We start from the raw sequence: 11003 nt of genomic DNA, 5'->3' as shown, positions 1-11003 counted from the left end.
GCGGGCTCGCTGCTGCTGTTGTCGATGACGCCGGCGGTGGCGGTCCAGGGGGCGGCGCTGCCGGTCTCGAAGCCGGCGTTGCCGAGGAGCTGGGAACCGCAGCCGCTGCCGCCGCCGCTGACGGTCCAGCTGAAGCTGGCCGAGCCGTTGGCGCCGGTGGTGTCGGTGGCCTTGACGCTCACGCTGTAGGTGCCGGCGGTGGAGGCGGTGCCGGAGATCAGGCCCGAGGAGCTGATCGACAGGCCGGTCGGCAGGCCGGTGGCGGAGTAGGTCAGGGTCTGGCCGGAGGCCGAGTCACTGCCGTTGACCTGGAGGCTGACCGAACCGCCGGTGGTGGTGGTCTGGTTGCCGGGGCTGGACACCGTGACGGTGTTGCCACCGGTGGAGCCGGTCTCGGTCCAGCTGAAGGAGGTGCTGCCCGAGGCGCCGGTGCTGTCCGTGGCCTTGACGGTCACCGAGCTGGTGCCGGCAGCGGTCGGGGTGCCGGAGATCAGGCCGCTGGAGGCGTTGATGCTCAGGCCCGCGGGGAGACCGGTGGCCGAGTAGGTCAGCGAAGCGCTACCCGAGTCGGAGGCACTGATCTGCAGCGAGGCCGCGGTACCGACGGTGCCGCTCTGGCTGCCCGGGTTGGTCACCGTGACGGTGTTGCCCTGGCCGCCGCCGCCCACGATCGGGTGCGAGATGGAGCACGCGTTGGTGTCGTTGGACCAGCTGGCCTGCTCGGCGAAGGTACCGGCGGTGCCCATGGTGACCATGGCCGCGCCACCGGCGGTGCCGGGCGCCAGCCACGCGCACTCGTCGGAGTTCTCCTGGCCGTTGAACGAGCTGCCGCTGACCTGGTTGGTCCAGCCGCCGGCCGGGAACTGGTCGGACATCATCTCGTGCCACTCGTGGCCGAGGGTCATCGTCCAACCGTCCAGGGTGCCGGGCGAGGTGACGAAGCCGACGCCACAGCCCTGGCCCGAGTCCATGTTGTACGGCTGGTTGCTGAACGCGAGGTCGCCGTAGGGCGAGTTCACCGCGCCACCGGTCAGCGAGGAGTCACCGGTGTAGTCGTGCCAGGCGCAGTACTGGCCCTGGTAGCTGTCCGGGTTGGTCCCGGTCGGCGACATGATCACGTAGTACGCGTGCCGGTTGGACGCGGCCGTGGTGTTGCCGAAGTGGGCGGCGGCCTTGACGGCCTCCGCGCCGAGCTGGTTCCCGGTCGTGGCACTCGGCGAGGCGGCCGAGTTGTCGTAGTACACGCCCGAGAGGATGCCGCCGGCCTGGTACGGCACGAAGCTGGCGTTCGAGGGGCAACTGGTCGCGCCGGTGGCCACGTTCGGGCCGTCGCACCACTGGGTCAGGTCGGCCGACCACAGCTCGTTGCCGGTGCCGATGCCCTTGAACATCTGCTGGGCTGCGCCGGCGGCGCCGTCCGCGTCGCCCGAGAACTTCGCGTTCCCGTTGCTGTCGGTGCTCTGGCTGCCCCACTGGGAGCCGTAGAACACCAGGTAGACCTGGGACTTGCCGTCGTTGACGCCGACCCCGTTGACGCCGCCGCCGTAGGACAGCGTCTCCGGCCCGGTCGCCGCGTTCGGCGAAGCCTGGCCGGCGGCCCACGACTTCATCTTGGCGTTCTGCTGGATGGTCGGCATCGCCCCGTGCCGGTACGCGTGCTGGTACTCGGGGCTGTAGGGGTCGGTGACGCTGCTGCTGACCTGCGTCGGGTGCGCAACCGGCGCGGCCACTGCCTGGGGTGCGGCAACGGCCAGCATGGCACCGGTTACCAGGGACAGCGACGCGACGCCGGTCAAGGCAAGTCGGGCCGCGCCGCGGATGTGGGGGGTACCCATTCTGTGGGGGATCCTCTCTGCTGCTGATCGCCCGCTGCCGGTTCGGCAGAACGGGCGGTCGGCTATGGGGGTCAGGGCAGCGAGACGCACCAGAGGCGTGCATGGCCTCCTGCGCAGTGACGAACGCCTGGCAGCTGCACATCTGGGCACGGCGTGACGTGGAACCCGGTGGAGCGTGGAACCTGAACCGGTGGAACCAACCATGCGGGCTCGCACGGTGTTTGGCCGTATGACAGGTAGTGCGCCGTTCGCTGCCGTGAAGCAAAGCAGAGTTGACGAAGGGGGGTCAACGGGCTTGCACAGCCCGATCCGGCTACCGCCGATATTCAGAGAGAACTGAGAAGTTGGCTCCCCGCCTCGGCCGCGCGGAACGTCCCGTCCCGCATTCCGGCGGGATTCGCGCGGGCCTGCGCATTCGACCTCGGGTATTCAGAGGATTCTCAGAGCGGTGCGGGACTGGCCGCCGGGCCGACGGTGAGTCAGGATCGGTCCACCGCAACGGCGTCCGTGCGCCGGCGGCGGTCCGTTCGGGCGCCCGGAGTGGGTGTGCACCGGCCCGATCGTCGACAGTTCCCGTCGGGCCAGCCCGCGGGGTCGGGTGCGATGGGGTCGCACGCCCGACGGGAACTGCCGATCGCGCACTCAGCGCCTCAGGCGGTCCCAGACCTGGACGCCGGTCGAAGCCACCGTCGCCAACGCCGCAACGCTCGGCGTCCACCGGCGAACGGCCCGTCCCGCACGGCGAGTTGCCCGCCGCCGTCGTCCGCTCCAGCCACTCATGGACGGCCCTCCCTCGCACGACTCAGCACCGCCTGTCACAGCATCAGGACTCTAGGACCTCACGCGTCCCTGCTGTCCGCCCGCACGGCGTCCTGTACACAAAAACCCGGCCCAGCCGGAAAGATGGCCCAGCCGACCGGTCCGCCATAGTCACGCCACAGCCGCGCCATGCAGACCACCTGGGCAAGGTGTACACACTCCGGGCTTTCGGCTCCGGGGCCCCTCGCTGCCTCCCTACACTCCTGCCATGACCAAGGAGTTCGTCCCCGTCCGGGAAGCGCGCGCCCGGTTGGCGGACGTCATCGCCCGCGCCACCCAGGGCCGCACCACCGTCATCACCCGCCACAACCGCCCGGTCGCGGCCGTGGTGCCGACGGAACTGCCGATCGAACACCAGCAGTTGCAGGTCGAGAAGATCGACTGGCTGCTCAGGGAGGGCCGGCACGAGTCCACCCACAGCCTGAGCGAAGTGAAGCTCGCCATCCACGATCGACGGCGCAACCGCCGCCACGAACGCGAGCTCAACGAGCATCTGCAAGAGCGAGAGGACCGGTGAGCTACACGGTCCGGCTCATCGCTTCGGCCTGCTCCCAGGCGCTGCGGCTCCCCGAGCACACCGCGCTGGCCGTCCTGGAGGACCTGGAGGTGCTGAGGCACTCCCCGTGCGCCCCGCCGTCGGCTCCACTGAGCTCCGGGCCGAGCTCCACCGGCCTGCGCTACCAGCGGAAGGCCGCGAGTGGGCACCAGGTCCTGTACACGGTCGACGAGGAGCGGAAGGCGGTCGTGGTCGTCCACATCGGTCGCCGCCCCTGATCGGGCCGGTGGCCGGTCAGGGGCGGCGCAGCCGTCCTACTCGCCTACTCCCGCCTACTCGACCATCGTCGAACCGGCAGCGTCCACCATGCCGTCGGCGACCGCGACGCCGCTCGAACCGCCGTTGTGCGAGCCGACGGTGTTGTCGTTGGCCGCGTCGAAGATGTCGTTCGCGGCGAGCTGGTTGTCGTTGCCCATCACGAACGTGTTGTTCGAGACCGCGTCCGCGTCATCGTCGCTCGCCGTCCCGGTGCCAGTGCCGGTGCCGGTGCCGACACCGACGCCCGACTGGGCGCCGTTGTAGGAGCCGACCGTGTTGTCGTGGCCGGCGTTGAAGATGTCGTCTCCGGCGAGCTGGTTGTCGTTGCCGATCACCAGCGTGTTGTTCGAGGCGGGCACCGCGTCGTTCGCGAAGGCGGCGGTGGGCAGGCAGACAGCGCCGAGAGCGGCGAGCACGACTACCGCGATTCTGACCGGGCGTCCCATGTCGGATCCTTCCGTTTCCTGGTTAACTTCCTAACACGGAGAGTAAGGTTCCCAGGTCCAAGCCTCGTGGACCGTCCCCCGGATGGCGTGTGTCGCCCGCGCCGTCCGTCCCGGATGTGGCGCCGACGGCCCGGGTGGTCCGGGATGATGGGCCTATGTCGCATTCGTTGAGCCGGCACCAGAACCGGCGGCAGCAGGTCGAGGAGGCGCCGGTAGCGGGGCCCGAGGTGGTCCCGGGTCGGCGGGGGCGGGCGCGGCTGCGGGCGGCCTGGCAGTGGGTGGGGGCGTGGGTGGCGACCGCGCCCGGCAGCTACATCTGGCTGCTCATCCTGACCGTCACGGCCCTGCAGTTCGCCCAGCTCCCGGCCCGGACGGCCAACGTCGTGCTGCGGGTGGACAGCACCAACCTGTCGGAGCTCTTCCACCACCCGGTCGCCGTGTTCATCCTCAGCGCGCTGTGGACCCAGACGCCGTCGCTGCTGAGCTACATCGCGCTGTTCCACGTCTTCCACATCCCCCTGGAACGGTGGGTGGGCACGGCCCGCTGGCTGATCACGGTCGTCTCCGCGCACGTCGGTGCGACGCTGATCAGCCAGGGCACGGTCTGGCTGGCGATCCGCTGGGGCGCCGCACCCGCCCACATGGCGCACACCCTGGACGTCGGCGTCAGCTACAGCCTGGCCGGGGCCGCCGGGCTGCTGGGGTACCGCCTCACCAGGCCCTGGCGCTGGGTCTACTTCGCGGTGGCGCTGGCCTACCTGGCGGCCAAGGTCGGCATCGGGCAGACCTTCACCGACGTCGGCCACCTCGCGGCACTGGTGATCGGCATGCTCTTCTACCGCTTCACCCGCGGCCGCCCGCTCTGGGACCCGCCACAGCTGGCCCGCGCCCTGGCAGCCAGGATCCGGACCAGCCGGAGTCGGGCTCAGTAGAGCGCGGCGACCAGCAGAACTTCGGATCTACTCGGCTACGGACGGCGGGCCAGCAGGTGGGCGTCGAGGAAGCCCCGTTCGGAGGCCGGGTCGTGGAGCAGCCGGGCGAAGGGGACGAGCCCGGCGTCGGCCAGGAGTTCGGCGAGGCGGTCCACCGGCCAGCTGTAGGCAGGTGTCACCTTGTGGTCGAATCGGACCGGCTCCGGTCCGTGGGTCCCGAAGAACGAGACCAGGAGCAGGCCGCCCGGGGCCAGGACGCGTACCTGCTCGGCGAGCAGCTCCGGCAGTTCCTCCGACGGGGTGTGGATCATCGAGTAGTGGGCCAGTACTCCGCCGAGCGCGCCGTCCTCGACCGGCAGGGACTCCATCCGCGCCTCCTGGAAGCGCAGCGCCGGATGGGCCCGCCGGGCGTGGTCGACCATGCCCGGGGAGACGTCGAGTCCGAAGGCGTCCAGGCCCAGTTCGTGCAGCATGGCCGTCAGGTGTCCGGGCCCGCAGCCGACGTCCGCTGCCCGCGGGTTGCCCGTCGCGCGCACCAGTTCGGCGAAGGTGCCGATCATGGCCCGGGCGAACGGCTGCCTCTCCAGCCCGTCTGCGAACAGCGACGCGTAGAGCTCGACGACCCCGTCGTAGGCCGCCCTGGTTTCGTCCTGATGATCCGCCACGGGAAGGACTCTAGTGCTGATCCGATGAAGCTCTACGAGCCCCGGGGGTAGCTGCGCTTGATGGTGCCCTTGGGGTCGGCCTCCAGGTAGCCGCTGCCGTCGTAGGCGTCGGAGAGGTAGACGCTGATGCTCGGGCTGCCGTCCATGAGGTCGGGGCCGACGATGACGTAGCGGCTGGTCGGGTGGGCGACGTTGAGGGTGTCCTGGGCCTTCTGGAGCAGGGCCGGCAGGATGCTCCAGTCGAAGGTGCGCAGGTCCACCGTCGCGTTGTCGCCGCTGTCCACCGAGCCGCCGGGCGAGTGGGTGACGGCGCCGTCGCGGTAGTCGACCTCGTCGTAGTGCAGGGGGTCGGCGGCGGTGGGCACCTCGGCGCTCGCGTAGCCGGGGTAGACGACGAGCTGGACGACCCGGCCGTTGGTCATCAGCGGGCTGATCGCCGCGACGGTGCTGCGCATGCCGTCGGGGGTGAGCAGGTCCTTGACGTCAGCGGCGGGCGTGGACGCGGCGGCGGGTGCGGACCCGCTGCCGGTGGCGGGTGGGACGGCGGCGGCGCCGGGGGTGGTGCTGCTGGACGCGCGCGGGGTGCTGCCGCCGCTGGGGCTCAGGGACCAGACGAGGACGCTCGCCAGCGCGACCGCCGCGATCACCGCGACGGAGCTCGCGCCCACGACCCTGCGTGCGCGGCGCGCGGAGGGTGCCGGGTGGGCGGGGCCGCCCTTGTCCAGGTTCACCACCGGGCCGAAGGAGCCGACCGGGCCCGGGTAGTTCACCGTGGGAGCCGGGGCGGCGAAGGCAGCTGACGGCACGCGGTCGGTCGGTGCCCACGTGGTCGGGACGGCGTCGTGGGCAGCGTCGTGGGTAACGTCCTGCTCGGCCGCGGCGAGCAGGCGGTCGAGTTGCTCGGCGTCCGGGCGGGCGGCCGGGTCGCGGGCCAGCAGCGCCGCCAGCATCGGGCCGAGCGGTCCCGAGCGGACCGGCGGCGGCAGCGGCTCGTCGAGGACGGCGGCCAGCGTGGCGAGCGTGGTGCCCCGGCGCAGCGGGTGGTGGCCCTCGACGGCGACGTACAGCATCATGCCGAGCGACCACAGGTCGGAGGACGGATTGCCCTCCTCGCCGCGGATCCGTTCGGGAGCGATGTACTCGGGCGAGCCGATCAGCGCACCGGTCGCGGTGAGGGTGGCGGAGCCGTGCACGGCGGCGATGCCGAAGTCGGTGAGCACCGGGGTGCCGTCGGTGCGCAGCAGCACGTTGCCGGGCTTGACGTCCCGGTGCTGGATGCCGGCGGCGTGCGCGGCCCGCAGGGCGGACAGCACGCCGCGGCCGATCCTGGCCGCCTCCGGCACGCTCAGCGGGCCCTGGGCCAGCCGGTCGGCGAGGCTGCCACCGCCCACCAGCTCCATCACCAGCCACGGGTGGGCGTGCTCGGCGGTGTCGACGATGTGGTGGATGATCACGACGTTGGGGTTCTGGAGACGGGCCAGCGACCGCGCCTCGCGCAGCACCCGCTCGCGCATCTCCAGCTGGCCCGCCGGGTCGGCCGCGGCCATCGCCGGGTCGCCGGTGCGGACCTCCTTGAGCGCGACCTCGCGCTCGAGGGCGCAGTCGCGGGCCCGCCAGACCAGGCCCATGCCTCCGCCGCCGAGCTGGTTCAGCAGTTCGAAGCGGCCGTCGATGAGCCGTGTTTCCGGCCCGCCAGTGTTCATGACGGTCATCGTAGGGGTCGGGACCGACGCCCCGGTGCCGGGTACCCGGCACCGGGGCGGGTCAGCACCCGTCGTGCGTCACCGCTCGTTCTTGGCGAACCGTGCGATGGCCTCCAGGACCGCCTGCCCCATGGCGGGGCTGCCCGTGTGTCCCGAGTCGTCGATCACCTTCAGCTCGGCGTCCGGCCAGGCCTTGGCCAGCTCCCACGGGCCCTTCAGCGGGCAGCCCAGGTCGAGCCGCCCCTGGACGATCACACCCGGGATGCCGGCCAACCGGTGGGCGTCACGCAGCAGTTGACCGTCCTCCAGCCACGCGCCACGGGCGAAGTAGTGCGCGCAGATCCGGACGAAGGCCAGCAGCGCATCGTCCGGCCGGTCGCTGTAGACATGCGGGTTGCCGAGTGCCTCGTGGGCGACCACCGCGTCCTCCCAGGTGCACCAGTCGCGTGCCGCCTTCATCCGGGCCGCCTCGTCCGGGCCGTTCAGCAGCCGGTCGTAGGCCGCCAATAGGTCGCCGTCCCGGTCCGCGGCCGGCAGGGCGTCGCGGAACGCCTCCCAGGGGCCGGGCAGCAGCCGGCCCACACCGCGGTAGAGCCAGTCGATGTCCTCCTGCCGGCCCGTGAAGACGCTGACGATGACGATCTCGGACACCCGCTCGGGATACCGCTCGGCGTAGGCGAGGATCAGCGTCGAGCCCCAGGAGCCGCCGAACAGCATCCAGCGCTCGATGCCGAGGTGCTCGCGCAGGCGCTCCATGTCGGCGATGAGGTGCTCGGTGGTGTTGTGTTCGAGGCTCACGGCCGGGTCGGAGGCGTGCGGAAGGCTCTCGCCGGTGTTGCGCTGGTCGTACCGGATGACCCGGTAGACGTCGAAGTCGAAGCTGGTGTTCGGGCCGCCGCGGCGCCCTCCGGCGCCGGGGCCACCGTGCACGCACAGGACGGGCTTGCCCTGGGGGTTGCCGCTGACATCCCAGTAGATCCGGTTGCCGTCGCCGACGTCGAGCAGGCCGTGGTCGTACGGCGGGGTCCGTGGGAACGACTGGTACATGGCGGTCTCCTCCTGGCGGGCGCGAAAGCAACTCGCAAGGCTAGCCGGTGGCTTGAGCGACGTCTCCTGATTTATCCGCATCGGCGACGAACCGCAGCAGGTGTTCGTTGACCAGCTCGGGACGCTCCAGGTTGAGTCCGTGGCCGGCCCGTTGCACGATCTCGGCCCGGACTCCCGGGATCAGCGCGGTGACCCTGCGCAGGACCTGGCGCGGCCGCAGCAGGGCACTGCGGCTTCCCAGCAGGACGAGGACGGGCAGCTCGATGGAGCCCAGCTCCTCGTCGGTGAACGGCCGGGCTGCGGGCCGGGTGTTCGGCTTGTAGGTCCGCATGCCCAGCATCAGCGGAGCGATCATCTCGGGCGGTGAGCCGAGCGCGGGGTTGGCGAGCAGGCGTCCCAGCGCGGGACGCAGCCGCCGCGGGGCGAGCATGCCGGACAGGCCGCCGATCATGTGTGCGTAGAACCGCGCGGGGACCTTCTCGATCCCGCCCGGGTCCAGCGGCGCGATCGACGCGAGGCGCTCGGGCGCGTGGATGGCCTGGTTGAGGGCCAGCCACCCGCCGTAGGAGAGGCCGACCAGGTGGACCCGTTCCAGCCCGAGACCGGCGAGGACCTCTCCGAGCCAGGCCGCGTTCTGCGCGGATCCCGTGGCGACGGCGCGTTGGACGCTGCGGCCGGGGTCGTCCAGCGTGTCGATGGCGTAGACCGGGTGGTTCTCGCCCAGGGCGGCGACCTGCGGGTACCAGTTGGACGGGTGCCCGGCATGGCCGTGCAGCAGCACGATCGGCTCGCCGGTCCGGGAGCCGTAGCGATGGACGTGGACGGTGCCGTAGGCGGTCTCGACGTCCAGTTCCTCGCGCGGGCCCGGCCACAGGCCCATCGCTCGGTCGTAGGCCGCAAGGAACTTCGTCCGGGCTTCCTCGCTGACGAAGCGTCCGACGCTTGTCCTGGTCATGAATCCCTCCTCATGCACGTACAGCAGCGTTTGATGGTATGTTTGTACCATAAAAACGTTCGAAGGGAACCCGATGCCGAAGCTGGTGGATCACGAGGAGCGGCGGGCCCACATCATCGACGCCCTGCTGCGCACGGCCGCGGAGACCGGGCTGCACGCCGTCACCATGCGGTCGGTGGCAACCGAGGCAGGCGTCTCGGTGCGGCTCGTGCAGTACTACTTCGACACCAAGGAGCAGTTGCTGCTGGCCGCCCTGACCCGGCTGGCCGCGCGCATGGGTGAGCGGGTCCGCGACCGGGTGAGGACGGTCGGCCCCTCGCCGGCTCCACGGGACATCGTCGAGGCGGTCCTGCTCGAAGCCGTCCCCACCGACGAGGAGAGCCGGACCTTCCACCTCGTCTACACCGCGTACGCGGTGCTCGCCGTCACCGACCCCGCCCTCGCCGGCCAGCCGTTCCTCGCGGCACCCAACGAGATGGAGGACTTCCTGGTCGGCCAACTCGCCGCCGCCCAGCGGACCGGGCAGAGCGATCCGCGCCTGGACGCCCGCCAGGAGGCCGTCGTCCTGCTGGCCGTGTCCGCCGGCCTCGGCCTGAGCGTCCTGCTCGGGCAGCGGACGGCGCAGGACGCGGCCGCCGTCCTGCGCTACCACCTCGGTCGGCTCTTCCCCGAACGCCGTTGAGGGATCGTCAGCCGCAGGGTGCTATCAGGTGATAGCTTACGGCCATGGCGATCGTTCTGCATGTGGACCTCCCCTGGGTCCTCACGGTGACCGAGCGGGCCGGGCTGAGCGATCCGGCCCCGCTCGACTACGGCGTGGCCGTCGCCGCGGTGGAGCGCCACCGGGCCGTCCTGGCCGGTCAGGACGTCTACGGCGGCGCCTTCGCCCGGGCGGCGGCGCTCACCCACACGCTGGGCCGGCTGCCCTGGTTGGAGCGCTCCAACCTCCGGGTGGCCGTCGCCGTCGCGCACGGCTACCTGCGCGACAGCGGCGTCCCGGTGACCCTCGACCAGGACCGCGCGGCCACCCTCGCCTGCGCCCTCGAACGGCCCACCGGCACCGCCACCGAGATCGCCGATATCCTCAAATCCTGGCGCAGCTGACCAAGTCGACGAGGAGAACCGCGACATGACCGATCTCAGGGCCGACTTCCTGTCCACCGCCCGATCCGCCGGCCTCCTGCTGCACGATCCGGCGGTGGCCTCCGCCTGGGACAAGCCGAGCGCGCTGGCGGAGTTCGGCGTCGCCGGCCTCGCCGGGCACCTGGCCTACCAGGTGCTCTCCGTCGTTCCGGCGCTCTCCGGCGAGCAGGCACCGGAGCCGGTCATCTCGCTGCTCGACCACTACGCGCGGGCGCAGTGGCTCGGCACGGGCGTCGACTCCGAGGTCAACGTCGGCATCCGGCGAGGGGGCGAGGCCGCCGCCACCGAGGGGGCGCAGGCACTGGCGGCCCGCTTCGACAGCGCCCTCGCGGAGCTGACGGACAAGCTGGCGACGACGGCGAACCGCCCGGTGCGGATGCCGGTGTGGGGACCGTGGACGCTGCTGCTGGACGACCTGCTGATCACCCGGCTGATGGAACTCGCGGTCCACTCGGACGACTTGGCGGTCAGCGTGGGGATCCCGACGCCGGAGCTCGCGCCGGGCGCCGCCACCGCGGTGATCGACCTGCTCTCCCGGCTGGCCACCCGTCGGCACGGCCAGAGCGCCGTCCTGCGCGCGCTCAGCCGCGCCGAGCGTGCGCCGGACCGGATCAGCGCCTTCTGACGGGCGGCCGCCCGGCGGT

Annotated in this window: 12 protein-coding genes; 6 read left to right on the top strand and 6 right to left on the bottom strand. The window is 71.6% G+C overall.

Annotated elements, in window-relative coordinates; genetic code table 11:
* A partial coding sequence (locus P3T37_RS13985; RefSeq protein WP_280723908.1) for an Ig domain-containing protein occupies positions 1-1835 on the bottom strand: 1835 nt, incomplete at its 3' end.
* 1027 nt (positions 1836-2862) lie between these two features.
* Here P3T37_RS13985 and P3T37_RS13980 point away from each other — a divergent pair.
* Positions 2863-3171: a type II toxin-antitoxin system prevent-host-death family antitoxin gene (locus P3T37_RS13980; protein WP_280723907.1), complete on the top strand. Its 309-nt coding sequence runs from the start codon at positions 2863-2865 to the stop codon at positions 3169-3171.
* The gene (locus P3T37_RS13975; RefSeq protein ID WP_280723906.1) at positions 3168-3428 is read left to right on the top strand and encodes a hypothetical protein; all 261 of its coding nucleotides are present in this window, start codon (positions 3168-3170) and stop codon (positions 3426-3428) included. The genes P3T37_RS13980 and P3T37_RS13975 overlap by 4 nt, the downstream gene beginning before the upstream one ends.
* Positions 3429-3482: 54 nt before the next feature.
* Here the strand turns inward: P3T37_RS13975 and P3T37_RS13970 are convergent, their stop codons facing one another.
* The gene (locus P3T37_RS13970) at positions 3483-3914 is read right to left on the bottom strand and encodes a hypothetical protein (RefSeq protein WP_280723905.1); all 432 of its coding nucleotides are present in this window, start codon (positions 3912-3914) and stop codon (positions 3483-3485) included.
* A gap of 155 nt (positions 3915-4069) precedes the next feature.
* Here P3T37_RS13970 and P3T37_RS13965 point away from each other — a divergent pair, with 155 nt between their 5' ends.
* Positions 4070-4846, top strand: a complete 777-nt coding sequence (locus P3T37_RS13965) for a rhomboid-like protein (RefSeq protein ID WP_280723904.1) — start codon at positions 4070-4072, stop codon at positions 4844-4846.
* Positions 4847-4881: 35 nt separating this feature from the next.
* Here the strand turns inward: P3T37_RS13965 and P3T37_RS13960 are convergent, their stop codons facing one another.
* The 4 genes from P3T37_RS13960 to P3T37_RS13945 all read right to left on the bottom strand — a co-directional run bounded on the left by P3T37_RS13960 (position 4882) and on the right by P3T37_RS13945 (position 9216).
* On the bottom strand, positions 4882-5511 hold the full coding sequence (locus P3T37_RS13960; protein ID WP_280723903.1) for a class I SAM-dependent methyltransferase: 630 nt from the start codon (positions 5509-5511) through the stop codon (positions 4882-4884).
* Positions 5512-5543: 32 nt separating this feature from the next.
* Positions 5544-7214 (bottom strand): serine/threonine-protein kinase, encoded by a 1671-nt coding sequence (locus tag P3T37_RS13955; protein WP_280723902.1) that lies wholly within the window; start codon positions 7212-7214, stop codon positions 5544-5546.
* 78 nt (positions 7215-7292) lie between these two features.
* The gene (pip, locus tag P3T37_RS13950) at positions 7293-8261 is read right to left on the bottom strand and encodes a prolyl aminopeptidase (protein ID WP_280723901.1); all 969 of its coding nucleotides are present in this window, start codon (positions 8259-8261) and stop codon (positions 7293-7295) included.
* A 40-nt stretch (positions 8262-8301) separates the two neighbouring features.
* Positions 8302-9216, bottom strand: coding sequence for an alpha/beta fold hydrolase (locus P3T37_RS13945; protein ID WP_280723900.1), 915 nt, complete (start codon positions 9214-9216; stop codon positions 8302-8304).
* Between the two features lie 73 nt (positions 9217-9289).
* Between P3T37_RS13945 and P3T37_RS13940 the strand changes: the two genes are divergently transcribed.
* Genes P3T37_RS13940 through P3T37_RS13930 form a run of 3 tightly spaced genes read left to right on the top strand, consistent with a single transcriptional unit; the run spans position 9290 to position 10984 of the window.
* Entirely contained in the window at positions 9290-9898 is a 609-nt protein-coding gene (locus tag P3T37_RS13940; RefSeq protein WP_280723899.1) for a TetR/AcrR family transcriptional regulator, read from the top strand.
* 44 nt (positions 9899-9942) lie between these two features.
* Positions 9943-10320 (top strand): fic family toxin-antitoxin system, toxin component, encoded by a 378-nt coding sequence (locus tag P3T37_RS13935; RefSeq protein ID WP_348533240.1) that lies wholly within the window; start codon positions 9943-9945, stop codon positions 10318-10320.
* Between the two features lie 25 nt (positions 10321-10345).
* Entirely contained in the window at positions 10346-10984 is a 639-nt protein-coding gene (locus P3T37_RS13930) for a maleylpyruvate isomerase N-terminal domain-containing protein (protein ID WP_280723898.1), read from the top strand.
* Positions 10985-11003: the final 19 nt, after the last annotated feature.

Source organism: Kitasatospora sp. MAA4 (genome assembly GCF_029893355.1).
In the GTDB taxonomy this organism is placed as follows: Bacteria; Actinomycetota; Actinomycetes; order Streptomycetales; family Streptomycetaceae; genus Kitasatospora.
Note: the sequence above shows the minus strand (reverse complement) of the source record. Positions and strands in the feature narration are given on the sequence as shown.

What these genes read in the sequence shown, in the direction of transcription:
- P3T37_RS13935 (WP_348533240.1), top strand. Translation starts at nt 9,943, where the DNA reads ATGGCGATCGTTCTGCATGTGGACCTCCCCTGGGTCCTCACGGTGACC.
- P3T37_RS13940 (WP_280723899.1), top strand. Translation starts at nt 9,290, where the DNA reads ATGCCGAAGCTGGTGGATCACGAGGAGCGGCGGGCCCACATCATCGAC.
- P3T37_RS13955 (WP_280723902.1), bottom strand. Translation starts at nt 7,214, where the DNA reads ATGAACACTGGCGGGCCGGAAACACGGCTCATCGACGGCCGCTTCGAA.
- P3T37_RS13980 (WP_280723907.1), top strand. Translation starts at nt 2,863, where the DNA reads ATGACCAAGGAGTTCGTCCCCGTCCGGGAAGCGCGCGCCCGGTTGGCG.
- P3T37_RS13965 (WP_280723904.1), top strand. Translation starts at nt 4,070, where the DNA reads ATGTCGCATTCGTTGAGCCGGCACCAGAACCGGCGGCAGCAGGTCGAG.
- P3T37_RS13970 (WP_280723905.1), bottom strand. Translation starts at nt 3,914, where the DNA reads ATGGGACGCCCGGTCAGAATCGCGGTAGTCGTGCTCGCCGCTCTCGGC.
- pip (WP_280723901.1), bottom strand. Translation starts at nt 8,261, where the DNA reads ATGTACCAGTCGTTCCCACGGACCCCGCCGTACGACCACGGCCTGCTC.
- P3T37_RS13945 (WP_280723900.1), bottom strand. Translation starts at nt 9,216, where the DNA reads ATGACCAGGACAAGCGTCGGACGCTTCGTCAGCGAGGAAGCCCGGACG.
- P3T37_RS13930 (WP_280723898.1), top strand. Translation starts at nt 10,346, where the DNA reads ATGACCGATCTCAGGGCCGACTTCCTGTCCACCGCCCGATCCGCCGGC.